The organism is Zoogloea oryzae (assembly GCF_030161255.1).
GTDB lineage: Bacteria > Pseudomonadota > Gammaproteobacteria > Burkholderiales > Rhodocyclaceae > Zoogloea > Zoogloea oryzae.
On record NZ_BSPX01000049.1, the window covers coordinates 12,593 to 35,161 of the forward strand.

The following is a 22,569-nucleotide window of genomic DNA, read 5'->3' on the forward strand; positions in this document are numbered from 1 at the left end:
GTTCTTCCTTTTCAGGCATGTCGGTTTCCGCGCTCGGGGCTGCGACGGCCCCCACCCTGCGTTCCTCCGGTGTCGCCGGGCAGGCGGCGCGATTGACGCTGTCCGAGTCCGACCAGCGGATCGTCGATCGCCTGCAGGCCCGCGACCGGGTCGTCCGTGCCCACGAATCGGCCCACATGGCTGCCGGCTCGGGCCTCATCACCCACGGCGCCAGCTTTACCTACGAGACCGGGCCGGACGGCAAGCGCTACGCAGTCGGTGGCGAGGTGGGCATCGATGTCTCCCAGGGCCGCACGCCGGAAGAAACCCTCGCCCGGGCCGAACGCATCCGCGCCGCCGCCCTCGCGCCGGCCGACCCGTCGGCGCAGGATCGGCAGGTGGCCAGCCAGGCCGACCGGATGGCCGTCGAGGCGCGTCTCGAGATCTCGGCCAGCAAGCTTTCGAGCGATGTCCCGGACAATGAAATTTCCGCCGATGCCAACGTCAGCGGCCCCGCCGCCAGCTACGCGGCCATCGCCAGCGCCAGTGCGGGCAGCGGCAGCCGAGTCGATACCTACGCCTGAGCGGCCGCGCCTTCCGGTGCCGTCAGCGCGCGGAGGGCGTCAGCGCGAACAGGAGGCGCAGCCGCTCCGACAGCTGTTCCGAGAGGACGAATCCCGCAGGCCGTCGCAACTGCTCTGACACGCGGAGTAGCGGTTCAGGCACTGGTTGTAGGAGGCGCTGCGGGCCTCGCGCTGGGCATCTTCCATCCGGTTGATGGCGTTCTGGTTGGAGGCCTCCACCGACTCCACGTCGGCCAGGCGGGTCAGTCGGTCGGTGGCCTTGATGGCCATAGCATGCTTCGGGAAACGATCGACCATCCGCCGATAAACCGCCTTGGCCCGACCCCGGTCGCCGTCGGATTCGTAGCGGCCGGCAGCCAGGTACATCTCCTGGGGGTCGCTGCTCTTCAGGGTCTGGTTGAACTGGCGCTCCCGGGCGCAGCTGGCGTAGTCCAGCACGCCGCGGGCGAGGGTCTTGAGTTCCTGGTCGAGCTTCTGGGCATCGTCGCAGCGAAGTTCCCTTTCGGCCTTGCGGACGAGGTCTTCCAGCTTCACGATCTTCTGGCAGGCCTCCCGTGAGGCGCAGGTGTGCTGAAGCCTGCCTTCCTGCCACCAGCCCCGCTTCACGCAGTTGTCGGGACAGCCGTTCGGGCCGCAGCAGGCGTTCTTGAAGACGCCGAAGCCCTGGAACATGGTGTCGACGTAATCGCCCGCGTAGCTGTCGCCGTTGGCGAGGGTGTCCGTGCCTTCACCCTGAAGTTTCCCGTCGATGAAGTTGCCGTCCTCCCGCGAGGCGAACCTGCCGTGCCGGGACCAGGTCAGGGAGCCGGGGCCGGAGATCCGGCCGTTCTTGCATTCGCCGCTCCACACGACGGTTTCGCCGGGGGCGGGGAAGGGGTTCCAGATCTGGCACTGGTTTGCATCGGCGATCCACTCGCCGGCGTGGGCGAGCCATGAGAGGCAGGACAGGAGCGCGAACAGTGCGTGCAGGAATGCGGTCTTCTTGGTCATGGCGGTGGGTGGGCTTTGCAGCCGCGAGGTGGAGGCAGCCTGGAATTGTTTCACCAATCCGATCTGCAGAGGCGTTGCATATTTTATGAACGGTGGTTCAGGCGGGGGCGTGCTCCACCCACTCCACCAGATGCCAGCGCCGCGGCGTGATCGGCCACACCGCGTAGCGCCGCGGCCCGGCGCCGCCCAGGCGGAAGGTGGCGTGGTCGGTCACCGCGAGCTCACCGCCCGTCCAGAACCGCGCGAGCACGTCGGCCAGCGTTGCGTCGTCGGTCACTTCGCAAGGCGTGTCGCGGGCCGGCGGCGTGGTGGTCGAGATCACGTCGTGGTAGCTCGCCCACGGGTGCGCGGGCAGATGGCGGGCGAGCAGTTCGGCCCAGCTTTCCCCGGGCGCGTCGAGCTGGCCGAGGAGGTTGGAAAACAGGATCGCCGCATCGGGAAAGCGTGCCGCCAGCATCGCCAGGCCGTCGGGTGTCGTCAGGCAGTCGAGGCGGTCGAAGACGAGCCGGCCGGCGTCGGGTCGGCGGGCCAGCAGCCAGCGGGCGATGGGGTCGGGCTCCAGCGCCGAGACGCGCTCAAAGCGGGCGAGAAAGCCTGCCGGCAGGGCGTAGCCGGCGTTGGGGCCGACGATCACCAGTTGCGTCGGCCCCGGCTGCCAGTTGCCTAGCCAGCCTGCCACGGTGGCGTGGAAGGGCGCCCACAGGCGATGGCGGTGGCGCGCCGCGCGCAGGTGATAGACCAACCCGCCAGTAGGGTCGAGGAGCTGGTCGCGGAGCGTCGGGAAGGCGGGAGGCAGGGTGGCGGTCACGAGCGCGATTATGCCGTAGGAGATCGACGGGGCTGGTCATGACGGCGGGTGGGTGACATCCTTCCACCTTTGCCATTACCCGGAGCCTCCGGCATGAACGATCCACTGCACGAAGAACAACTCACCTCCGAACCGGTCTTTCAGGGACGCCTGCTGAACGTCTTTCGCGACGAGGTGCGCCTGCCCGACGGCAAGAGCGGCGTGCGCGAGTACATCAAGCATCCCGGTGCGGTGTTGGTGATTCCGGTGTGTGACGACGGCCGGCTGATCTTCGAGCGGCAGTTCCGCTATCCGCTGCACCGGGCCTTTCTCGAGCTGCCGGCGGGCAAGCTCGATCCGGACGAGGATATCCTGGCCTGCGCGCGCCGCGAACTGCAGGAGGAAACCGGCTACGAGGGCGACGACTGGCGCCATCTGGGCGTGATGCACCCGTGCATCGGCTACTCGAACGAGCGCATCGAGATCTTCCTCGCGAAGGGCCTTACGCACGTGGGCCACGCCTGGGACGAGGGGGAGTTCCTGGAGATCGTCTATCTCACGCTGGACGAGGCGCGGGCGGCGGTGTTCGACGGCCGCATCACCGACAGCAAGACGATCACCGCGCTGTTCTGGGCCGAGCGGGAGCTGGGTAAGGCTTGATCCGCTGCGGTGGGCGGCATCGGCGGGGCGCTTTCGGGCGTCCCGTTTGCGTTCAGCCGAAGTGGCGGTAGCGGGGCGCGGTGAGCAACCCGGCCATGCAGCAGTAAAGCATCGCGGCATTCACCAGATGCCAGCCCAGATGCGTGCCCACCGGCCACGCGGCGCACACCAGCTGATCCACCGCCCGGCAGGTGAGGCTCACCACGAAGAGGGCGGAGGCCATCGTGAGCCAGCGGGCGACGGCTGGCGCTCGTGGTCGGGCCAGGGCCGCGCAGGCCAGCAGCAGCACGAAGGGCGGCAGGTAGATCTCGGAGCCGTTCAGGGGCAGGGGCGGCAGCAGCCGGGTGGCGGCGACGAAGCCGCCGGTGAGCATCAGGAAGATGCCCACGCCGGCCCAGGCGGCAGCGGTGCTGCGGCCGAGCACGCGTACCTGGAAGCGTTGGTAGTAGGCCACCACGAAGATCGCGATGAAGCCGATATCGAGGATGGCGGTGCCGCGGGTGGCCACCGTGTGGAACACTCCGCTGCCGACGCCCACCGCGGCGATCAGGCCGATCAGCAGGCGCAGGTCGAACGCCGCACCGCGCCCCGCCCGACGCCACAGGATGATTGCCACGGCGATGAAGGCGAGGTTGCTGAGGGCGTTGAGCGGCTCGGCCCACAGGCCGGGGCCAGTGCGCTCGCAGTACAGGTCGATGTTCTCGGCCCAGTTCATGCCGGCTGGCCTCCGCGGCGGTGGTACAGGGCCCACCACAGCCCGGCACAGCCCAGGCCGACAGCGAGGTTGGCCAGCATGCCGGTGGCGAGGCTGCCCACCGAATCCCACAGGGCGGGGGCGACGAGCCCGGCGGTGATCGAGCTGACCAGCATCTGCAGGAAGCTCTGGCAGCTGGAGGCGAGGCCCCGGTGGGTGGGGAATTGATCCAGCGCGAGGAGCGTCAGGCTGGGCATGCCGATGGCCATGCCGAAGGTGTACAGCATGATCGGCAGCACCGACTGGGGCAGGCCCGGCGCCATCAGACTGGTGACGGCGAGGTTGATGCCTGCGGCGAGGATCATGATGCCCAGCGCCAGGGCGATCGTCCGGGCCGGGGACAGCGCGCCGGCCAGCCGGGCCGACAGGGCCGAGCCCAGCATCATGCCGCTCACGGTGGGGATGAAGAACCAGCCGAAGCCGGTTTCGGGCAGGCCCAGGTGCTGGATCAGGAACACCGGCGCCGACAGCACGTACAGGAAGAATCCGTTGAAGTTGTAGCTCACCGCGAAGGTGAGGAGCAGGAAACCGGGCGAGGTGAACACGCCCCAGTAGCGCCGCGCCAGCGGGCCGGGGTGCAGCGGGTGGCGGGCTTCCGGCGGGTGGGTCTCGTCGAGCTTCCAGACCGTGAGGGCCGCCAGCACGAGCCCCAGCAGGGCGAGGAAGACGAACACCGCGCGCCAGCCGAAGGCGCTGAAGATCCAGCCGCCCAGAATGGGGGCGATCGCCGGCCCGAGGGCGAAGGCCATGCTCACGTGGCTCATCAGCCGCTGGGCGGCGGGGCCGTCGTGGAGGTCGCGCACCACCGCGCGGCCCACCACCATGCCGGCGCCGGCGCTGATGCCCTGCAGCGCCCGGCCCAGCAGCAGCATCTCGATGCTGCCGGCGAACACGCACAGCACCGAGGCGGCGGTGAACAGCAGCATCGAAACCACGATCACCCGCTTGCGCCCGTAGGCGTCGGAGATGGCGCCGTGCCACAGCACCATCAGCGCCATCGGCAGCATGTAGGCGGTGAGGGTCTGCTGGGTCTGGACGGTGGTGGCGCCCAGGTCGGCGCCGATGGCGTGCAGGGCCGGGAGGTAGGTGTCGATCGAGAATGGACCGACGGTGGCGAGCGCTGCAAGCAGCGCCGCCAGCTGGACATAAGGCATGGAGAGGTGTTCCGGGGCGGGGTGCGGTTCGACACCCCGTAGGGGGCGGGGTTCCTACTCGACGGCGTGGACCTTGCTCACGTAGTAGCCGGTCTCGCCGAAGCAGGTGGAGGGGATGCCCAGGTGCTGGTCGTAGCTGATGGCGACGCGCTTGCCCATCACGGCGTTGATCTCGGCGGCGACCTTGTCGTCACGTACGGTGAACTTGAAGATCTCGGGCAGGCTGCCGGGGATCGCGACGATGGCCAGCTCGCCTTCCCAGGTCTTGCACAGCCAGCCCTTCTGGGAAAACTTCTGCACGTAGCCGGCGCGTTCGCCGGAGGAATAGCTCCAGCTGAGCACCAGCCAGGTGTACGCCGCAGCCAGCAGCACAAGCGCGACGACGAAGCCGACGAACCACAGAAACCAGTTCTTGGCGCGGGGCGCGCCGGCGGATGGGGTGGATACCACGGGGAGACTCCTGCTCGATGGATTGGATCAGATGAATGCGCTGAGGCCGCGGCGGCTCTGGATGGCTTCGGCCACATGGGCGGCCTGGATGACCTCGGCCTCGTTCATGTCTGCGATTGTACGCGCGACTTTCAGGATTCGATGGTAACCGCGCGCCGAGAGACGCAGGCGTTCGATGGCCGTTCGCAACAGTTTGACACCGTTTTCGTCCGGTTGGCACCACTGGTCGATCTCCGCGCCGGCCAGCAGGGCGTTGGGCTTGCCCTGCCGGGCGTGCTGGATGGCGCGGCTCCTGGCGACCCGGGCGCGCACTGCCGCCGAGCTTTCGCCTGCCGGTGCGCCCTGCAGGTCGGCCACCGGCAGGGTGGGCACCTCGAGGAGCAGATCGATGCGGTCGAGCAGCGGGCCGGAGAGTTTGCCCCGGTAGCGGGCGATCTGGTCCGGTGTACACCGGCAGCGGCCGTCCGGGTGGCCGTGGTAGCCGCAGGGGCAGGGGTTCATGGCAGCAATTAACTGAAAACGGGCCGGAAAATCTGCCCGACGCCCTGCGCGAGAAATGGTGATGTGGCCGGTCTCGAGGGGCTCGCGGAGGGCTTCGAGGACACGCCGGTCGAACTCGGGGAGCTCATCGAGGAACAGCACGCCGTGGTGGGCGAGGCTGATCTCGCCCGGCCGCGGCGTGCTGCCTCCACCCACCAGCGCCGCCGAGGACGCAGAGTGGTGCGGCGAACGCATCGGGCGTTGCCGCCAGCGCTCGGTGCGGAAGCTGCCCTCGACCGACTGCACGGCCGCGCTTTCCAGGGCCTCGGCATCGCCCATGGGCGGGAGCAGGCCGGGCAGGCGCTGGGCGAGCATCGACTTGCCGGTGCCGGGCGGGCCGTAGAACAGCAGCGAATGCTGCCCGCTCGCGGCGACTTCGAGGGCGCGGCGGGCCTGGCTCTGGCCTTTCACGTCGGCGAGATCCGGGTAGTCCGGCGCCTGGACGAGGGGCGCGCCGGCGTAAGGCTCGATGACCGTGTGCCCGCACAGGTGGGCGACCACCGCCAGCAGGCTGGCCGCCGGGAGGATGGTGACGCCATTGACCAGCGCGGCTTCGGGGGCGTTGGCGGCGGGGAGGATCAGGATGCGCCCGCGCTCGGCGGCCTGCCGGGCCAGGGCCAGGGCGCCGCGCACCGGGCGCAGCTCGCCGGTGAGGGAGAGCTCACCGGCGAATTCGTACTGAGCAAGCTTGTCGGCGGGGATCTGCCCGGAGGCGGCGAGGATGCCCAGGGCGATGGGGAGATCGAAGCAACCGCCTTCCTTGGGTAGATCCGCCGGGGCGAGGTTGACGGTGATCCGGCGCTGGGGAAACTCGAACTGCCCTGTCTGGAGGGCGGCGCGGACCCGGTCCCGGGCCTCGCGCACTTCCACGTCGGGCAGGCCCACCAGCGTGAAGGCCGGCAGGCCGTTGGCCAGATGCACCTCGACGCACACTTCCGGTGCCTGCAGGCCGACGAGGGCGCGGCTGGCGAGAACGGCCAGGCTCATGATGTCTTCCGCATTAAAAATGCGAAGTGTATCGCCTGGGGCTGTGGATTTCTACAGGTGGGGCCTCAGCGCCCGATCGGCAGGGTGAGCTGGGGGCCGGGGCCGGTCTTGCCGGCGAGTTCGAGGCGGGATAGCTCGACCAGCAGCGAGAAGGTGGATTTGGTGTCCTGGTCGGATTCTTCCACGTAGAACCACTGGCCCTTGTACTGCACGGCGACGTGGGCGCGGGTGGGGCGCTCGGGGCTGGTGCGCACGTGGAAGAGGTCGCGCATCACCTCGTTCCAGTCGTATTCGCGGCCGGTGGCGTCGCGGGTGATGGTGGCGAGGCCGCGGGCCCGGTGCTCGGCGGGCACGTCCACGCCGTGGCTCACGTAGTACAGCGCCTGCAGCAGCGAGCGGGTTTCCAGGTCGAGGCTGGCGACGCCGTCCTTCGGCAGGGCGGAGCGGAAGGGGGTGAGGGCTTCCTGGGTGATGCGCAGCTCGGTGATGCCCGGGCGCAGGTGGAAGGCTTCTTCGAAGGCGCGCATCTCGGGCGAACTGAGCGCGTCGGGGTCCAGGCGCAGCACGGGCACGCTGGTGCGGCGGACGAGCTGCCAGCCACGTCCGCCGTTGGCCGGGCGGTACTCAAGGCCGTTCTTGCTGGCTTCGATGAGGTCGGCGGCCGACACCGCGCCGGCGGGCAGGGTGCCGCCCACCTGCTCGATCTGCTCGGCAAGGCCGAAGACGATGGCGCCCCGGTCCTGGAGGGTCTGCAGGGCGGCCACGCCGCGCAGGAAGTCGCTCACCGGCGGCGCCTCCCGCGGGGTGGGGCCGCTGGCGGTCTGGGCGTTGGGCACCCAGTTGAGGTTTTCGAGGTAGAGCCGGAAGACCTTGGAGATGGGCCAGGTGGTCTTGGCGAGGTAGATCACCCCGTCGAGAGGCAGCGGAGTGAACAGCTTGCGGGTGAATTCCTGGTCGTCCAGCGGGGTGAGGCTGAAGGTCGGGCGGTCGGCGCCCATGATCTGGGCCTGGGGCAGCACCGCGGTGAAGCTGCCCCGGCTGGCGTCGCCCCCCACTGCGGTGAAGAAGGGCAGCAGGCCGACGCTCTGGCTGCGCTCGAACTGCGCGGCGATGCCCGACACGCCGAGGCTGCTGGGCGTGTCGGTGTAGCGCAGGCGCACGATGTTGAGCAGGAGCTGCTGCTCGGTGGTGCGCTTGACCACCTCGTTGTACTGCAGCCGGGTGTCGTCAAGGGCGGTGGGGCCGACGCTGGCGCAGCCGGAGAGGCCCAGCGCGGCAGCGAGGATCAGGAGGCCGGGGCGGATGCGGGGAAGCATGGCGTCGGGGAGCGGTGGTGGGGCGGGCAGGGTAGCAGCGGCGTGTGACAGCGCTTCGCGTTATTCGCGGAAGGCTTCGACGGCGATCAGCAGGCGCACGTCGTCGCCCACCGACGGGATGTACTTGGTCATCCCGAACTCGGAGCGCTTGAGGGTGGCCACCACGTCGGCGCCGCAGGTCTCGCGCTTGTTGAGGGGGTGCGGGGCGCAGCGGAAGCGGTTGATGGTGAGGGTGACGGGCCGGGTGACGCCGAGCATCGTCAGGCTGCCTTCGGCGGAGACCGGGCGCTCGCCGTCGAACACCAGCCGGTCGGCCTTGAAGGTGATGGTCGGGTGGACGTCGGTGTTGAAGTAGTTCTCGCCGCGCATGTTGTCGTTCCACTTGGCGAAGCCCATGTCGATCGAGGTGGCGTCGATGGTCACGTCCACGGTGCCCTGGCGGGCGGCGGTGTCGAGGGTGATCCGGCCGCTTGTCTTGTTGAAACGGCCGCGCTGGGTGGAGAAGCCCAGGTGATCCACCTCGAACACCGGGAAGGTGTGGTTCGGGTCGACGGTGTAGCCGGCCGGGGCGGCCAGGGCGGGTGCGGAGACGGCGGCAAGGGCGAGCAGCAGGGGGGCGGTGAGGGCTTTGTTCATGGCGACTCCGTGGGGCGGACGAAGAAGAGGGCGCCGTGGCGCCCTCGGTTTTGCAGCGACGGCGGGTCAGTCCTGCGCGGGCGGGCGGCTGGCCAGCTCGGCTTCGAGGCGGGCGACGCGGTGCTCCAGGTCGGCGAGCTTCTCGCGGGTACGGGTGAGCACTTCGCGCTGCACTTCGAATTCCTCGCGGGTCACCAGATCAAGCTTGGAAAAACCGCTGGCGAGCAGGGCGCGGGCGTTCTTCTCGATGTCCTTGGCGGGGCTGTTGGCGAGGAGTTCGGAGACTTTGGCACCGATTTCGTCGAGGATTTTCGGGTTGGTCATGACTGCGTTCCTCACTGGCAATTGAGATCGTCGGGATGGTTTTGAGTTTAGCACCGTCCCGAGGTGGCTGCGCCGAGGCCGGGGCGCACCAAAAGAGCGCCCTTTATTGGTGCATGATTCCAAACTGGTGCGTCGGCGGGATTTCATGCGCCGCAGCAAAACGCGCTCGTCAGTGCTATGTCCATATTTTTTAAAAGGTTTTGCAATCTGGCACACCGGTTGCTTATGTGTGCTCACCAACTTTGACCACCTGGAGATTCTCATCATGCGCAAGTCCGTCATCGCTTCCGCCCTGATCGCCGCCGGCGTCGCCCTGCCCACCCTGGTGAGCGCCGCGGATGCCGCCCCGGCCCCCGAGCACACCTTCACCAGCAACGTCGGCGTGGTTTCCGAATACCTCTACCGCGGTATCGGCCAGACCAACCGCAAGCCGGCCCTCCAGGGCGGTGTCGATTACGCCCACGCCAGCGGCCTCTATGCCGGCACCTGGGGTTCCAACGTGTCCTGGCTGTCTGACGCCAACAGCACCACCAGCAACAGCCTCGAGTGGGACTTCTACGGCGGCTACAAGAACACCGTCGGCGACTTTGGCTACGACGTGGGCCTGCTGCAGTACTTCTACCCGGGCACCGGCTACGGCAACAACCCGAACACCCTGGAAGGCTACGTCGCCGGCACCTGGACCTTCCTGACCCTGAAGTACTCCCACTCCTTCTCCGACCTGTTCGGCTGGGTGGGTTCGAAGAACTCCGGCTACCTCGACCTGACCGCCACCTATGAGCTGATCCCGACCGTCAACCTGATCGGCCACGTCGGTCGCCAGAAGGTCAACGGCTCCAGCGCCAACGGCGCCAGCTACACCGACTACAAGGTCGGCGTGACCAAGGACTTCAGCGGCACCGTGGTGGGCCTCAGCTACATCACCACCAACGCCAGCGAAGCCTGGTACACCAACGGCTACGGCAAGGATCTGGGCAAGGGCCGCGTGCTGTTCTCCCTGACCCGCACCTTCTAATTTCCAACCGCCAGGCGGCCCTCGCGGCCGCCCGGCAGAGGACCCCAAAATGAAACTCGTTACCGCCATCATCAAGCCCTTCAAGCTCGACGAAGTCCGCGAGGCCCTGTCCGCCATCGGCGTGCAAGGCATCACGGTGACCGAGGTCAAGGGCTTCGGCCGTCAGAAGGGCCACACCGAGCTGTATCGTGGTGCGGAATACGTTGTCGATTTCCTGCCCAAGGTGAAGATCGAAGCGGCCGTGAACACCGACATCCTCGATCAGGTCATCGAAGCCATCGAAAAGGCGGCCAGCACCGGCAAGATCGGTGACGGCAAGATCTTCGTCTTCGACCTGGAACAAGCCATCCGCATCCGTACCGGCGAGTCCGGTGCCGACGCGCTGTAAGGGAGCGTGCCATCATGAAAAAACTGTTCGCAGCCCTGATCGCCTCGGTGGCGGTCAGCTTTGCGGGTTCTGCGCTGGCCCAGGACAAGGCGGAGGCTCCGGCCGCCGCTGCGGCCGCGCCTGCAGTGACCGCGCCTGCGCCCGCCGCCGACGCCAAGCCCGCCGAAGCCCCGGTTGCCGCCAAGGCCGCCGAAGCGGCGGCCCCCGCTGCCGAGGCCAAGGCGGCCGAAGCTGCTCCGGCCGAAGCGGCGCCGGCGCCCGTCCCCAACAAGGGTGACAACGCCTGGCTGTTCGTCTCGACCGCCTTCGTGATCCTGATGTCCGTCCCCGGCCTGGCCCTGTTCTACGGTGGCCTGGTGCGTGCCAAGAACATGCTGTCGGTGCTCCTGCAGGTGTTCGCGGTGTTCTCGCTGATCAGCGTGCTGTGGGTCCTCTACGGCTACTCCATCGCCTTCACCGAAGGCAGCGCCTTCTTCGGCAGCCTCGACAAGGTCTTCCTGAAGGGCATCACGCCGGATTCCGTCGCCGCCACCTTCACCAAGGGCGTGGTCGTCTCGGAACTCATCTACGTGGCCTTCCAGGGCGCCTTCGCGGCGATCACCGTCGGCCTGATCCTCGGCGCCTTCGCCGAGCGCATCAAGTTCTCGGCGGTGCTGCTGTTCTCGGTGCTGTGGTTCACCTTCTCCTACCTGCCGGTCGCGCACATGGTCTGGTACTGGGCTGGCCCGGATGCCTACACCTCCGCTGAAGCGGCCGATGCCGCCACTGCGACGGCTGGCTTCCTGTTCCAGAAGGGCGCCCTCGACTTCGCCGGCGGCACCGTGGTGCACATCAACGCCGCCGTGGCCGGCCTGGTGGGTGCCTTCATGGTTGGCAAGCGCATCGGCTTCGGTCGCGAATCCTTCGCCCCGCACAGCCTGACCCTGACCATCGTCGGCGCCTCGCTGCTGTGGGTGGGCTGGTTCGGCTTCAACGCCGGTTCCGCCCTGGAAGCCAACGGCGTTGCCGCCCTGGCCTTCGTGAATACCTGGGTGGCCACCGCTGCCGCGGCCTTCGCCTGGCTGATGGCTGAATGGATCATCAAGGGCAAGCCGAGCGGCCTGGGCGCTGCGTCCGGTGCCGTTGCCGGTCTGGTGGCGATCACCCCGGCTGCCGGCTTCGTCGGCGTGGTGGGTGCGGTCGTGATCGGCCTGCTGGCTGGTGTGGTCTGCCTGTGGGGTGTGAATGGCCTGAAGCGCATGCTCGGTGCCGATGACTCCCTCGACGTGTTCGGCGTGCATGGCGTCGGCGGCATCCTCGGTGCGATCCTGACCGGCGTGTTTGCGTCCCCGTCCCTCGGCGGCGCTGGCATCTGGGACTACGTCGGCAACAAGGTGGCTGACGGCTACTCGATCGCCGACCAGGTCATCATCCAGGCGACCGCCGTCGGCATCACCATCGTGTGGTCTGCCGTCGTCGCCTTCATCGCCTACAAGCTGGTGGATATGTTCATCGGTCTGCGGGTGCCGGAAGACGAAGAGCGCGAAGGCCTCGACATCACCTCCCACGGCGAAACCGCGTACCACATGTAAGCGGCTTTCCTCCGGTAGCAAGCAGAGCGGGCGCCTTCGGGCGCCCGTCCTGTTTTCGGGGCAGGCCTGCAGGATGGGCGACAACCTGCTAGTCTCCGCCGGTTTTCTTATCGACGGGCGCGGACGCGGGCCATCCCGGACCCCGGCGCACCCGAACACGCATGGACAAGTACGAACAGTTCAAGATCGAGCAGGACGCCCTGCTCAAGGCGCTGGCCGAGAACGGCCCCAGCGAAAATCTCATGCAGCGCATGCAGGCGCTCTACAAGGATGCCTGCCTCGTCATCGCCCTCGGCCCCTGCAACGCCGTCGAACGCCCGCCCGAAGCGGAAGTGCGCGAATACGCCGACGAGCAGGATTTTGCCGCCTACGTCGAAACCTATGTGATTGCCGTGCAGAGCGGCGAGATGGCGCGCATTTTCAACATGGAGCAGTGGGGCCGGGTCGCCTTCGAATACGAGGCGGTGGATGTGGATGGCAAGCTCTGCCCGGGCGTGGCGGTGAGCTGGAGCAACAAGATCGCCTTCCTGGCCGGCGGCAAGGACGGCAGCTTCGACGCCCAGCTCGACGCGATGGCCGGCGCCCTGGCCGAGCGGCTGTCCGCCCGCTGGTATCGCTGGCAGGTCCGGCTGGTGTGACGCGGGCCTGGCCGGGGGCGGCGTTTTCCCTTGTCCCGTCGACAGGCGTATATTCCGCCCCTCGCCCCCACCCTTATTTGTGATCGGACCGGCCCCGTCGGCCGTTCCGTGCGTGACATGCCCCTGCCCAGTTTCAACCCCGCCGACTACCCCGCCCAGCTTGCCGACAAGGTGGCGCGCTACAAGGCTGATTTCGCCGCCTTCGGGCTGCCCGAGCCGGCGGTCTTCGAATCCGCGCGGGAGGCCTATCGCCTGCGCGCCGAGTTCCGCATGTGGCACGAGGGCCCGCGGGTCGACTACGCCATGTTCGACCCGGCCGACCCCAAGCAGGCCATCGTGCTCGACGCCTTTGCGCCCGCTGCCGGCCCCATCGCCGCTGCGATGCCGGTGCTGCGCGACCGGCTGATGGCCAGCGAGCCCCTCAAGCGCAAGATCTTCCAGGTGGAGTTTCTCGCCACGCTGTCCGGCGAGCTGATGATCAGCCTGGTCTATCACCGCCCGCTGGACGACGCCTGGCAGGCCGCTGCCGAAGCCCTGGCCGCCGACATGGGCGTGCAGCTCATCGGGCGCAGCCGCAAGCAGAAGATCGTCATCGGCCGCGACTGGCTGCTGGAGGAGTTCGAGCTCGATGGTCGCCAGCTCAAATACAAGCAGATCGAAGGCAGCTTCACCCAGCCCAACGGCGGCGTTAACCGCCAGATGCTCGGCTGGGCCCGCGCCCAGGCGGCCGGCATCGGTGGCGACCTGCTGGAGCTGTACTGCGGCAACGGCAACTTCACCATCGCCCTGGCGCCGCTGTTCGGCCGCGTGCTGGCCACCGAGATGAGCAAGCCCTCGGTGCAGGCCGCCCAGTTCAACCTCGAAGCCAACGGTGTGGCCAACGTGACCATGGTGCGCATGGCCAGCCAGGAGATCAGCGACGCGCTGGCCGGTGGCCGCGAATACCGCCGCATGCAGGGCGTCGATCTGGCCGCCTACCGCTTCTCGACCCTGTTCGTCGATCCGCCCCGCAGCGGCCTCGACGCCGGCACCGTCGCCCTGGCCCGGGGTTTCGACCACATCCTGTACATCTCCTGCAATCCCAATACCTTGCAGGAAAACGTCGCGGCGCTCCACGACACCCACGAGATCGCCGCCGCCGCGGCCTTCGACCAGTTTCCCTACACCCATCACCTCGAGTGCGGCCTGCTGCTGAAGCGCCGCGCCGCCGCCAAGGCACCCGCATGAGCAGCCTGCCCAAGTGCCCCCAGTGTTCGTCCGAATTCACCTATGAAGACGGCGACAACTTCGTCTGCCCCGAATGCGCCCACGAATGGCCCAAGGCCGCGCCGGTCGAAGAGGCCAAGGTGGTGCGCGACGCCAATGGCAACGTGCTGCAGGACGGCGACAGCGTGACCGTGATCAAGGATCTGAAGGTCAAGGGCTCGTCGTCGGTCGTCAAGGTTGGCACCAAGGTCAAGAACATCCGCCTGGTGGATGGCGACCACGACATCGACTGCAAGATCGACGGTTTCGGCGCCATGCAGCTCAAGTCGGAGTTCGTGAAGAAGGCCTGAGCGGCGCCATGGGGCTGCTCGACTGGCTGTTCGGCACGCGGCACGGCGAATGTGCCGGCGAAGCCCGGCGCGACGAGGCCCTCGAACAGCTGATCGACGCCATCGATCCCCGCCTGCATCTACTGGCGGACGCCCGGGCGCGGCTCTGCCCGGTCGTCGGCGTGGCCCTCGATTACGCCGATGGTGTTGCCGCGGGGCTTGTCCCGTGCGTCGACACCCAGCCGGAAAGCTGGGCCGCCAGTCCGGTGCTGCGCGCATTCTTCGTGCGTCCCGCCGAGGTGGCCGACACCCTCTCCACCAGCCCTGATCTGCGGGACTTCCTCGCCTCGCCCGCCGCCGAAGGCCTGGAACAGGTGTTCTGTGTGCTCGCCGCCACGCGCAGCGAGCACACCGTCCTCGGCCCGGCCCTCGAGGGCGAGTTCCTGCGTCAGGACGTCGCCCGGCAGACGGTCAGCTTCAATCACTTCCGGCTGTTCGGCTTTTCCGCCAGCGAGGCGGCGCTGCGCCGGCGGGTGGCCGACATCGTGCTCGAAGGGCTGGTCCTCGCCGCGCTGCGCAGGGTTGCGGCGCGCCAGCAGCAGGGCGAGCGGCTGGCCTTCGCCCAGCGCCTGCTGCGTGCGCGGGTGGCGCTCGTCGAGCAGAGCCGCGCCGGGCTCGATGCGCTCGAGTGCGGTTCGTGGCAGGGGCGCGATCTGGCGGATCTGCGCGCCCGACTCGCTGCCAACGCGGCCGAGCTGCACGCCCTCGAGGCGGCCGGCAGCGGCCTGGAGGCGACCATCGACACGGTCGTCGCCACCCTCACCGATGCCGCCACGGTGATCCACGCCGAGAACCTGTGCCTGCACCTGGACGCGATGAACGTCGTCGTCCCGCCCGAACACCCCGGCGCCCGCACGGTGCCGCTGCTGGCCTTTTCCACCGCCACGCCCGGCACGTCGCGCCGGGTGGCCTTCGGGGCGTGCGTGCCTCGCGCCAGCGTGGCTGCGCGGCGGATCGACTGGGATGTCGGCATGCGCCTGCTGTAGGCCGGCGACGGGCAATGAAAAGCCGGCCTCGCGGGCCGGCTCGTGGGCTGGTGGCGAATCCGCCGTCAGCGGAACACGACGGTCTTGTTGCCGTGGATCAGCACCCGGTCTTCGAGGTGATAGCGCAGGCCGCGGGCCAGCACGGCCTTCTCGATATCCTTGCCGTAGCGGACCATGTCCTCGACCGAATCGGAGTGGTCGATGCGGATCACGTCCTGCTCGACGATCGGCCCCTGGTCAAGGTCGGCGGTGACGTAGTGGCAGGTGGCGCCGATCAGCTTGACGCCCTTGGTGTAGGCCTGGTGGTAGGGCTTGGCGCCGACGAAGCTCGGGAGGAAGCTGTGGTGGATGTTGAGGATCTTGCCCGGGTGGGCGGCGCACAGCTCCGGCGACAGGATCTGCATGTAGCGCGCCAGCACCATGGTGTCGCCGCGGGATTCCTCGAACAGGCGCTGCACCTCGGCGTAGGCCTGGGCCTTGTTGTCGGGGGTGACGGGCACGTGGTGGAAGGGGATGCCGTGCCATTCCACAAAACCGCGGAAGGTCTCGTGGTTGGAGATCACGCAGGGGATCTCGATGTCGAGCTCCTTCGACTGCCAGCGGGCCAGCAGGTCGTAGAGGCAGTGTTCCTGCTTGGACACGAGGATCACGACGCGCTTCTTGACCGCCGAGTCGGTGATCTTCCAGTCCATGTTCAGCTCTTCGGCGATCGGGCGGAAACGCTCGCGGAACTCGGAGAGCATGAAGGGCAGCGAGTCGGCGCGGATCTCGATGCGCATGAAGTAGCGCCCGCGGTTGTCGGCGTCGACGGCCGGCTCGGCGTGGAGGGCGGTTTCGAGGATCCAGCCCTTGTGCTCGGCGATGAAGCCGGAGACCTTGGCGACGATGCCGGTGCGGTCGGGGCAGGAGGCGGAGAGCGTGAAGAAGCGTTCGCGGTGCATGGTGGGTCCGGCACCGGCCGGCGGCGCAGGGCCGCGGCCGGGTGCTGTGGGTGGATCAGATGCGGGCGGAGGCGGCGCGGATCTGGGCCATCAGGCCGCTGTATTCGCGCTCGACGGGGAACTGCGGGAACTCGGCGATGACGTTATCCGGCGCGCGGAACAGGATGCCGGCGTTGGCTTCCTTGAGCATCGCGGTGTCGTTGTACGAATCACCCGCGGCGATGACCTTGAAGTTGATTTCCTTGAAGCGCTGGACGGCTTCCTTCTTCTGGTTGGCCATGCGCAGGTGGTAGTTCACCAGATAGCCCTCGGCGTCGGCTTCGAGCTTGTGGCAGAACAGCGTGGGCATGCCCAGCTGCTGCATCAGCGGCATCGCGAATTCGTAGAAGGTGTCGGACAGGATGATGACCTGGAAATCCTGGCGCAGCGCGTCGAGGAAATCCTTGGCGCCGGGTTCGGGGCCCATCTCGGAGATGACCTTCTGGATGTCGGGCAGGCCCAGCTTGTGCTGCTTGAGCAGGTCCAGGCGGTACTTCATCAGCTTGTCGTAGTCGGGCTCGTCGCGGGTGGTGCGACGCAGTTCGGGGATGCCGGTGCGCTCCGCGAATTCGATCCAGATTTCAGGGACGAGGACACCTTCGAGGTCGAGACAGACGAGTTGCACGGCGGGTAGCTCCAGATTACGACGGTTGATTTTGGCGAAAGGGCGATTCTAGCAAACAGACCGGCACGGCTTATGCCGAATCCGTCGCGATTGGTGACGCAGGGTTCAGTCGGCGGGGATGGCTTCGAGCGCCTCGTGGAGTTCGAGCCAGCGCAGTTCGGCTTCGTCGATCTTCTCGGTGAGCTCGGCCTGGCGCTTGAGGAGTTTGGGCACCTCGCCGGCGTCGGGGCCGGTGTAGAGGGCCGGGTCGGCGAGGCGCTCGTCGAGCTTCGCCTTCTCGGCGTTCCAGGGGGTGAGCTTCTTGTCGAGCTGTTCGAGCTCCTTCAGCAGCGGGCGGCGGGCGGCAAGGCGGGCCTGACGGTCGGCGGCGGCGGCTTCGCGTTCGGCCTTGCGGCTGGCCTTGTCGGCGGCCTTGTCGGGGCACTGGGCGGCGGCGGCGTCGGCGCTGCGCTTCTGGGCGAGCCAGGCCTTGTAGTCGTCCAGGTCGCCGTCGAAGGGCTGCAGGCGGCCGTCGTCCACCAGCAGGAAGCGGTCGCAGGTGGCGCGCAGCAGCGCCCGGTCGTGGGAGACGATGACCATCCCGCCTTCGTAATCCTGCAGCGCCAGGGTGAGGGCGTGGCGCATCTCCAGGTCGAGGTGGTTGGTGGGTTCGTCGAGCAGCAGCAGGTTGGGCTTGCCCCAGATGAGCAGGGCCAGGGCGAGGCGGGATTTCTCGCCGCCCGAGAACGGGCCGCAGGGCGTCGTCGCCATGTCGCCCCGGAAGTCGAAACCGCCGATGTAGTCGCGGAGTTCCTGCTCGCGGGTCTGCGGGTCGAGGCGCAGCATGTGCTGGAGCGGCGATTCCTCCGGGCGCAGGCTCTCCAGTGCGTGCTGGGCGAAGTAACCAAGCGCCAGCCCCTTGCCTTCGCGGCGCTCGCCAGCGGTAGGCTTGAGGCCGCCCGACAGCAGCTTGATCAGCGTCGACTTGCCGGCGCCGTTGCGGCCCAAGAGGCCGATGCGCTCGCCCGGGCGGATGGTGAGCTTCATGCCCGTCAGGATCGGCTTGTCGGCGTAGCCGACGGCGGCGTCTTCGATCTGCAGGAGCGGATCGGGTGCGGCGCCGCACTCGCGGAAGCTGAAGCTGAACGGCGTGTCGATGTGGGCCGCGGCGATGGTCTCCATCCGCTCCAGGGCCTTGATGCGGCTCTGGGCCTGGCGGGCCTTGGTGGCCTGGGCGCGGAAGCGATCCACGTACTTCTGCAGGTGGGCGCGCTCGCGCTGTTGCTTTTCAAACAAAGCTTGTTGCTGAGACAACTTCTCGGCCCGCTGGCGTTCGAAGTCGGAATAGCCGCCGGTGTAGAGCGTGAGGCGCTGGAATTCGATGTGGGCGATCTGGTTGACCACCGCGTCGAGGAAATCCCGGTCGTGGGAGATCAGCACCAGCGTGCCGCGGTAGTCGCCCAGCCACTGCTCGAGCCAGATCACCGCGTCGAGATCCAGGTGGTTGGTGGGCTCGTCGAGCAGCAGCAGGTCGGAGCGGCACATCAGCGCCTGGGCGAGGTTGAGGCGCATCCGCCAGCCGCCCGAGAAATCCGCCACCGGGCGCTCCATGTCGGGGCCGGAAAAACCCAGGCCGTCGAGCAGCGCGGCGGCGCGGGCGCGGGCGGCGTAACCGCCGATCTCCTGCAGGCGGCCGTGGAGGTGGCCGATCTCCTCGCCGTCGTGGGCGGCCTCGGCGGCCTCGAGGGCGGCTTCGATCCGGCGCAGCTCGGCGTCGCCGTCGAGCACGTAGTCGATGGCGGGGCGGGCGAGGGCCGGGGTTTCCTGGGCCACGTGGGCGATGGTCCACGCGGCGGGGATCTCGAGATCGCCCGAATCCTGGTGCAGGTCGCCGCGCAGGAGCGCGAACAGGCTCGACTTGCCGCAGCCGTTGGCGCCGGTGAGGCCGACCTTCCAGCCGGGGTGGATCTGCAGGCTGGCGCCTTCGATGAGGGTCTTCACGCCGCGGGCGAGGCGCAGGTTACGAAACTGGATCACGGGAGCGCAGGAAACAAAGCAGCAAATCCGGTATTGTAGGCGGTTCCGTTGTCCATCGCCCCGCTGCACCATGCGCCTGCCCGTTTCTGCCGCCCTTTGCGCCCTCTTTCTAGCCGGTCCGGCCCTCGCCGCCGACGAGCCGGCCCCCGACATGGCCCGTGCCGCCGCGCTGCGCACCGAGGCGGGCACGATCCGCGATGCCGCCGAGGCGCGCTTCAGCGACGAGGAGATCGATTGCTACAAGCGCTTCCTGGTCAATCGCTGCCTCGATCAGGCCAAGGAGCGCCGCGTGCTGGAGATCCGCCGCGCCCGCCAGATGGACCTGGAAGCCGGCCGCATCGAGCTGGCCGACAAGAACCGCCGCTACACCGAACGCAAGACCGAAGAGGCCGCCACCGCGCCCCAGAAGGCCGTCGAGCGCGCCGAAACCGAAGCCCGCAACCGCGCCGAGACCGAGGAGCGCCTGCGTCACCTGTCCGAAAAGGACGCCGAGCGCATCCGCAACGAGCAGGAAGCCAAATCCCGCGGGATGCGCGAGGCCGAGGAGCGCAACCGCCACGAGGCCGCCGAGGCCAAGCGCCGCGCCGACGAGGCCGAAGCCGCCGCCCGCCGCGCCGAACAGGCCCGCGGCGACAAGGCCGACTACGAAGAGCGGGCGGCGAAGAACGCCGAGAAGAAGGCCGAGAAGGCGAAGAAGGCGGCCGAGCAGCAGCCCAAGTAGGCGCTGACGGTCCGGAAAAGAAAACGGGGGCCTCATCGCCCCCTTTTGTCGTTAGCCGCGTTGCGGACTCAATCGAGCCGGACGAGCTTGTCGCGCAGCGCCACAGGGACGTCCGGCAGCAGCATCACGCTGATGCTGCCGTCGGTGGCGGTGTTGTTGTGGGCGCCGGGGGCCGGAGCCGTGGCGGGGTTGGCCGGCAGGCTGGTGTCCAGCGTGTCGGGCGACAGCGTGTACATCCCGCCGTTGAGCGGATCGACGATCAGCCAGCCGATCAGGCCGCCGAACAGCAGGTTGCCGCCGATGTACCAGCCGTTGGGGGCGGACGTGATGGGGATGTTCTGGGTGACGTAGCCATCCTTCGACAGGGTGACATTGAACTCCTTCTTGCCGAGGTAGCGCCCGTTGCTCTTGTTGAGCGTCACCGAGGTGGGTGTCTGGCCGGCGAACACATGGGCGCCGGTCTCGTCGGAGACGAGGATCTTCGCTTCGCTCGGGGTGCTGGTGATGGGAATGGTCTGCGTGGGCGACCCGATGATGGTGGCGCAGGCGTTCAGGGTGAGCGCCGCGGCCGCGATCAGCACTTTCTTCATGGGCTATTCCGATTTGTTATGGATTCAACGCGCCAGCACGCCGTTTGGGCATGGGTGATGCGCCGGCGCGCCATTCTAGCGGCTGGGCCAGATCGGGAAAATTGAGCGAAAGTAATAGGCGGCGCCCGCAGGCGCTCAGATCGCCGGGCCGTCCACTACCCAGGCCAGGGCGTCTTCGAGGCGGTCGTTGCCCCAGAACATCTCGCCGTCCGGGGTGATGAAGCTGGGCGCGCCGAACAGGCCCAGCTCGCCGGCCTTCTCGGTCTGGCGGCGCAGGGCGAGCTTGTTGGCGTCGCTGGTGGCGTCGGCCAGCAGGGTGTCGGCGGGCAGGCCGAGGCGGGTGAGGATGGCGTGGATCACCGCCGGATCGGCGATGTCCTGGTCGTCGGCGAAGTTGGCGCTCATCACCGCCCGCGAGAACTCGCCGATCCACGGCTCGGCGGCGCCGAGGATCGCCACCCGCGCGGCCAGCAGGCCGTTGCGCGGAAAGCGCGAAGGCATGGTGAGCGGCAGTTGATAGCGCGCCGCCAGCCGGGCCAGGTCACGCCACATGTAGCGGCCCTTGGGCGGGTAGATGTTGAAGGGCGAGTCGTTCCAGCCCAGCGACAGGAACACCGGCCCGAGCAGGAAGGGCCGCCAGTTGATCGTCACGCCGGCGTCGCGGGCCAGGGGCTCGATGCGCATCACCGACAGGTAGGAATACGAGCTGGCGAACTCGAACCAGAAATCCAGGGTTTTGGCGCTCATGGCGTGGCTCCGCGGTGGGGATGACCCGAGTCTAGCACCCGGGCGGGGTGTCGGCGCCCGGCGGGGGCGAGGCATCCAGCATGCGTTCGCATTCGGCCATCAGGGTCTGGCCGAGTTCGGATTCGTGGTTCGGGTCGAGGGATTCCATCATCTCGTGCACGGTGTACAGCCCGGCCTCGCGGGACAGGCTGCCGGCGATCTGGCGGGCCAGCTGGTCGCTCAGGTCTGAAAGGTGACGCCGGTCGGTGAGCGGCAGGCTGCGTTTGGTGCGGCCAAGCCAGTCGGCGCACAGGGTGGCGCCCTGGGCTTCGGTGGGCCATTGGCCGTGCTCGTACCACAGGGACAGGCGTTCGGCGACGAGGGCGAAGATCAGGGCGACGCGGGTGCCGCGGGCGTCGGCCGGTGGAAGGGGGCGGTTCATGCGGGGGCCTTGCGAAGCGGGGTGGGAGACGGGGTCGGGGGCTTGCGAAACCTAACACGGGTGAGCCATTGCGAGTAAGCTGCCAGCCATTCACGACAGGAGACGCCCATGGCCACTTCGCCCGAATCCACCAGCATGGCCCTGTTCTGCGATTTTGAGAACGTGGCCCTCGGCGTGCGCGACGCCAAGTACGAAAAGTTCGACATCAAGCTGGTGCTCGAGCGCCTGCTGCTCAAGGGCAGCATCGTCGTCAAGAAGGCCTACTGCGACTGGGATCGCTACAAGGGCTTCAAGGCCACCATGCACGAGGCCAACTTCGAGCTGATCGAGATTCCCCACGTGCGCCAGTCCGGCAAGAACTCCGCCGACATCCGGCTGGTGGTGGACGCGCTGGACCTCTGCTACACCAAGAGCCACGTCAATACCTTCGTCATCATCTCGGGCGATTCCGATTTCTCGCCGCTGGTGTCCAAGCTGCGCGAGAACGCCAAGCAGGTGATCGGCGTGGGCGTCAAGCAATCCACCTCCGACCTGCTCATCGCCAACTGCGACGAGTTCATCTTCTACGACGACCTGGTGCGCGAAACCCAGCGCGCCGCCGCCCGCCGCGAACCCAGGGAAGCCCAGCCGTCCCGCCGTAGCGACGAGGACCGTCCGCGCCGCGAGGACGTGGAGGCCCGCCGCACCAAGGGCATCGAGATTGCCGTGCAGACCTTCGACGCGCTGGTGGCCGAGCGGGGCGACACCGGCAAGATCTGGGCGTCGGTGCTGAAGGAAGCCATCAAGCGCCGCAAGCCCGATTTCAGCGAGACCCGCTACGGCTTCCGGGCCTTCGGCAACCTGCTCGAAGAGGCCCAGGCCCGCGGCCTGCTGGAGTTCGGCCGCGACGAGAAATCCGGCGCCTACGTGTATCGCAGCAGCGCCGCGCGCCACGAGCCAGTGCCGGTGGACCTGCCGGTGCCCGAAGTCGTCGCACACCACACGGAAATCGCCGAGCCGGCCGCCGTGCCCGAAGCCCCCGCGGCCAAGCCCGACAGCCGCCGCAAGCGCACCAGCAGCCGCAAGCCGGCCAAGGCCGCCGAAGCCGTTGCCGCGCCCGAGCCGGTGGTCGAGGC

General features: G+C 68.1%; 25 protein-coding genes and 1 pseudogene. 11 read left to right on the plus strand and 15 right to left on the minus strand.

Going from position 1 to position 22,569, the window contains the following annotated elements; translation table 11 throughout:
- Positions 1-17 precede the first annotated feature (17 nt).
- Positions 18-563: a putative metalloprotease CJM1_0395 family protein gene (locus QQK25_RS15175; protein WP_284188686.1), complete on the plus strand. Its 546-nt coding sequence runs from the start codon at positions 18-20 to the stop codon at positions 561-563.
- A gap of 39 nt (positions 564-602) precedes the next feature.
- On the opposite strand, the gene QQK25_RS15180 is transcribed toward QQK25_RS15175, so the two are convergent.
- Together QQK25_RS15180 and QQK25_RS15185 are read right to left on the minus strand one after the other, a co-directional pair.
- Positions 603-1,607, minus strand: a complete 1,005-nt coding sequence (locus QQK25_RS15180; protein ID WP_284188687.1) for an MORN repeat-containing protein — start codon at positions 1,605-1,607, stop codon at positions 603-605.
- Positions 1,608-1,650: 43 nt separating this feature from the next.
- A complete protein-coding gene (locus tag QQK25_RS15185; protein WP_284188688.1) occupies positions 1,651-2,361 on the minus strand; it encodes a hypothetical protein in 711 nt (236 codons plus the stop codon).
- 93 nt (positions 2,362-2,454) lie between these two features.
- Between QQK25_RS15185 and QQK25_RS15190 the strand changes: the two genes are divergently transcribed.
- The gene (locus QQK25_RS15190; RefSeq protein WP_284188689.1) at positions 2,455-3,000 is read left to right on the plus strand and encodes an NUDIX domain-containing protein; all 546 of its coding nucleotides are present in this window, start codon (positions 2,455-2,457) and stop codon (positions 2,998-3,000) included.
- A 52-nt stretch (positions 3,001-3,052) separates the two neighbouring features.
- Here the strand turns inward: QQK25_RS15190 and QQK25_RS15195 are convergent, their stop codons facing one another.
- The 7 genes and pseudogenes from QQK25_RS15195 to QQK25_RS15225 form a co-directional block, all read right to left on the minus strand.
- The gene (locus QQK25_RS15195; protein WP_284188690.1) at positions 3,053-3,715 is read right to left on the minus strand and encodes a ceramidase domain-containing protein; all 663 of its coding nucleotides are present in this window, start codon (positions 3,713-3,715) and stop codon (positions 3,053-3,055) included.
- Positions 3,712-4,917 (minus strand): annotated as a pseudogene (locus QQK25_RS15200) (multidrug effflux MFS transporter); the annotation flags it as partial. The gene QQK25_RS15195 and the pseudogene QQK25_RS15200, both read right to left, overlap by 4 nt.
- A 45-nt stretch (positions 4,918-4,962) precedes the next feature.
- The gene (locus QQK25_RS15205; protein ID WP_284188691.1) at positions 4,963-5,358 is read right to left on the minus strand and encodes a DUF8785 domain-containing protein; all 396 of its coding nucleotides are present in this window, start codon (positions 5,356-5,358) and stop codon (positions 4,963-4,965) included.
- Between the two features lie 27 nt (positions 5,359-5,385).
- Positions 5,386-6,885 (minus strand): YifB family Mg chelatase-like AAA ATPase, encoded by a 1,500-nt coding sequence (locus QQK25_RS15210; RefSeq protein ID WP_284188692.1) that lies wholly within the window; start codon positions 6,883-6,885, stop codon positions 5,386-5,388.
- A 65-nt stretch (positions 6,886-6,950) separates the two neighbouring features.
- Positions 6,951-8,201, minus strand: coding sequence for a hypothetical protein (locus tag QQK25_RS15215; RefSeq protein WP_284188693.1), 1,251 nt, complete (start codon positions 8,199-8,201; stop codon positions 6,951-6,953).
- Between the two features lie 60 nt (positions 8,202-8,261).
- Positions 8,262-8,837, minus strand: coding sequence for a YceI family protein (locus QQK25_RS15220; protein ID WP_284188694.1), 576 nt, complete (start codon positions 8,835-8,837; stop codon positions 8,262-8,264).
- A 66-nt stretch (positions 8,838-8,903) separates the two neighbouring features.
- Positions 8,904-9,161 (minus strand): accessory factor UbiK family protein, encoded by a 258-nt coding sequence (locus tag QQK25_RS15225; RefSeq protein ID WP_153160579.1) that lies wholly within the window; start codon positions 9,159-9,161, stop codon positions 8,904-8,906.
- 265 nt (positions 9,162-9,426) lie between these two features.
- Here QQK25_RS15225 and QQK25_RS15230 point away from each other — a divergent pair, with 265 nt between their 5' ends.
- From QQK25_RS15230 to QQK25_RS15260, 7 genes are all read left to right on the plus strand, one after another.
- Entirely contained in the window at positions 9,427-10,176 is a 750-nt protein-coding gene (locus QQK25_RS15230; protein ID WP_284188695.1) for a TorF family putative porin, read from the plus strand.
- Between the two features lie 49 nt (positions 10,177-10,225).
- Positions 10,226-10,564 carry a P-II family nitrogen regulator gene (gene glnK, locus QQK25_RS15235; protein WP_153160577.1) on the plus strand — a complete coding sequence of 113 codons (339 nt, stop codon included), beginning with the start codon at positions 10,226-10,228 and terminating at the stop codon, positions 10,562-10,564.
- Positions 10,565-10,578: 14 nt separating this feature from the next.
- Positions 10,579-12,135 carry an ammonium transporter gene (gene amt / locus QQK25_RS15240; RefSeq protein WP_284188696.1) on the plus strand — a complete coding sequence of 519 codons (1,557 nt, stop codon included), beginning with the start codon at positions 10,579-10,581 and terminating at the stop codon, positions 12,133-12,135.
- A gap of 161 nt (positions 12,136-12,296) precedes the next feature.
- Positions 12,297-12,773 carry a hypothetical protein gene (locus QQK25_RS15245; RefSeq protein ID WP_284188697.1) on the plus strand — a complete coding sequence of 159 codons (477 nt, stop codon included), beginning with the start codon at positions 12,297-12,299 and terminating at the stop codon, positions 12,771-12,773.
- 117 nt (positions 12,774-12,890) lie between these two features.
- A complete protein-coding gene (trmA, locus tag QQK25_RS15250; RefSeq protein WP_284188698.1) occupies positions 12,891-14,000 on the plus strand; it encodes a tRNA (uridine(54)-C5)-methyltransferase TrmA in 1,110 nt (369 codons plus the stop codon).
- Positions 13,997-14,329, plus strand: a complete 333-nt coding sequence (locus tag QQK25_RS15255) for a zinc ribbon domain-containing protein YjdM (protein ID WP_284188699.1) — start codon at positions 13,997-13,999, stop codon at positions 14,327-14,329. The genes trmA and QQK25_RS15255 overlap by 4 nt, the downstream gene beginning before the upstream one ends.
- A gap of 8 nt (positions 14,330-14,337) precedes the next feature.
- A complete protein-coding gene (locus QQK25_RS15260; RefSeq protein WP_284188700.1) occupies positions 14,338-15,354 on the plus strand; it encodes a hypothetical protein in 1,017 nt (338 codons plus the stop codon).
- A gap of 65 nt (positions 15,355-15,419) precedes the next feature.
- Here the strand turns inward: QQK25_RS15260 and purU are convergent, their stop codons facing one another.
- The 3 genes from purU to QQK25_RS15275 all read right to left on the minus strand — a co-directional run bounded on the left by purU (position 15,420) and on the right by QQK25_RS15275 (position 18,975).
- Positions 15,420-16,295, minus strand: a complete 876-nt coding sequence (gene purU, locus QQK25_RS15265) for a formyltetrahydrofolate deformylase (protein ID WP_284188701.1) — start codon at positions 16,293-16,295, stop codon at positions 15,420-15,422.
- Between the two features lie 55 nt (positions 16,296-16,350).
- Positions 16,351-16,959 carry a bifunctional phosphoserine phosphatase/homoserine phosphotransferase ThrH gene (gene thrH, locus QQK25_RS15270; protein WP_153160570.1) on the minus strand — a complete coding sequence of 203 codons (609 nt, stop codon included), beginning with the start codon at positions 16,957-16,959 and terminating at the stop codon, positions 16,351-16,353.
- A gap of 105 nt (positions 16,960-17,064) precedes the next feature.
- On the minus strand, positions 17,065-18,975 hold the full coding sequence (locus QQK25_RS15275; protein WP_284188702.1) for an ATP-binding cassette domain-containing protein: 1,911 nt from the start codon (positions 18,973-18,975) through the stop codon (positions 17,065-17,067).
- A gap of 70 nt (positions 18,976-19,045) precedes the next feature.
- Here QQK25_RS15275 and QQK25_RS15280 point away from each other — a divergent pair, with 70 nt between their 5' ends.
- Positions 19,046-19,696: a hypothetical protein gene (locus tag QQK25_RS15280; protein WP_284188703.1), complete on the plus strand. Its 651-nt coding sequence runs from the start codon at positions 19,046-19,048 to the stop codon at positions 19,694-19,696.
- Between the two features lie 68 nt (positions 19,697-19,764).
- On the opposite strand, the gene QQK25_RS15285 is transcribed toward QQK25_RS15280, so the two are convergent.
- From QQK25_RS15285 to QQK25_RS15295, 3 genes are all read right to left on the minus strand, one after another.
- Positions 19,765-20,286: a putative periplasmic lipoprotein gene (locus QQK25_RS15285; protein ID WP_284188704.1), complete on the minus strand. Its 522-nt coding sequence runs from the start codon at positions 20,284-20,286 to the stop codon at positions 19,765-19,767.
- Between the two features lie 135 nt (positions 20,287-20,421).
- On the minus strand, positions 20,422-21,033 hold the full coding sequence (locus QQK25_RS15290) for a 2-hydroxychromene-2-carboxylate isomerase (RefSeq protein WP_284188705.1): 612 nt from the start codon (positions 21,031-21,033) through the stop codon (positions 20,422-20,424).
- Positions 21,034-21,064: 31 nt separating this feature from the next.
- Positions 21,065-21,454: a hypothetical protein gene (locus QQK25_RS15295; protein WP_284188706.1), complete on the minus strand. Its 390-nt coding sequence runs from the start codon at positions 21,452-21,454 to the stop codon at positions 21,065-21,067.
- 108 nt (positions 21,455-21,562) lie between these two features.
- Between QQK25_RS15295 and QQK25_RS15300 the strand changes: the two genes are divergently transcribed.
- On the plus strand, positions 21,563-22,569 hold a 1,007-nt coding region (locus QQK25_RS15300), incomplete at its 3' end, for an NYN domain-containing protein (protein ID WP_284188707.1).

Coding starts and splice junctions, on each gene's coding strand:
- QQK25_RS15175 (WP_284188686.1), top strand. CDS start 18: ATGTCGGTTTCCGCGCTCGGGGCTGCGACGGCCCCCACCCTGCGTTCC.
- QQK25_RS15190 (WP_284188689.1), top strand. CDS start 2,455: ATGAACGATCCACTGCACGAAGAACAACTCACCTCCGAACCGGTCTTT.
- QQK25_RS15195 (WP_284188690.1), bottom strand. CDS start 3,715: ATGAACTGGGCCGAGAACATCGACCTGTACTGCGAGCGCACTGGCCCC.
- QQK25_RS15210 (WP_284188692.1), bottom strand. CDS start 6,885: ATGAGCCTGGCCGTTCTCGCCAGCCGCGCCCTCGTCGGCCTGCAGGCA.
- QQK25_RS15215 (WP_284188693.1), bottom strand. CDS start 8,201: ATGCTTCCCCGCATCCGCCCCGGCCTCCTGATCCTCGCTGCCGCGCTG.
- QQK25_RS15220 (WP_284188694.1), bottom strand. CDS start 8,837: ATGAACAAAGCCCTCACCGCCCCCCTGCTGCTCGCCCTTGCCGCCGTC.
- QQK25_RS15225 (WP_153160579.1), bottom strand. CDS start 9,161: ATGACCAACCCGAAAATCCTCGACGAAATCGGTGCCAAAGTCTCCGAA.
- QQK25_RS15230 (WP_284188695.1), top strand. CDS start 9,427: ATGCGCAAGTCCGTCATCGCTTCCGCCCTGATCGCCGCCGGCGTCGCC.
- glnK (WP_153160577.1), top strand. CDS start 10,226: ATGAAACTCGTTACCGCCATCATCAAGCCCTTCAAGCTCGACGAAGTC.
- amt (WP_284188696.1), top strand. CDS start 10,579: ATGAAAAAACTGTTCGCAGCCCTGATCGCCTCGGTGGCGGTCAGCTTT.
- QQK25_RS15245 (WP_284188697.1), top strand. CDS start 12,297: ATGGACAAGTACGAACAGTTCAAGATCGAGCAGGACGCCCTGCTCAAG.
- trmA (WP_284188698.1), top strand. CDS start 12,891: ATGCCCCTGCCCAGTTTCAACCCCGCCGACTACCCCGCCCAGCTTGCC.
- QQK25_RS15255 (WP_284188699.1), top strand. CDS start 13,997: ATGAGCAGCCTGCCCAAGTGCCCCCAGTGTTCGTCCGAATTCACCTAT.
- QQK25_RS15260 (WP_284188700.1), top strand. CDS start 14,338: ATGGGGCTGCTCGACTGGCTGTTCGGCACGCGGCACGGCGAATGTGCC.
- purU (WP_284188701.1), bottom strand. CDS start 16,295: ATGCACCGCGAACGCTTCTTCACGCTCTCCGCCTCCTGCCCCGACCGC.
- QQK25_RS15280 (WP_284188703.1), top strand. CDS start 19,046: ATGCGCCTGCCCGTTTCTGCCGCCCTTTGCGCCCTCTTTCTAGCCGGT.
- QQK25_RS15285 (WP_284188704.1), bottom strand. CDS start 20,286: ATGAAGAAAGTGCTGATCGCGGCCGCGGCGCTCACCCTGAACGCCTGC.
- QQK25_RS15290 (WP_284188705.1), bottom strand. CDS start 21,033: ATGAGCGCCAAAACCCTGGATTTCTGGTTCGAGTTCGCCAGCTCGTAT.
- QQK25_RS15295 (WP_284188706.1), bottom strand. CDS start 21,454: ATGAACCGCCCCCTTCCACCGGCCGACGCCCGCGGCACCCGCGTCGCC.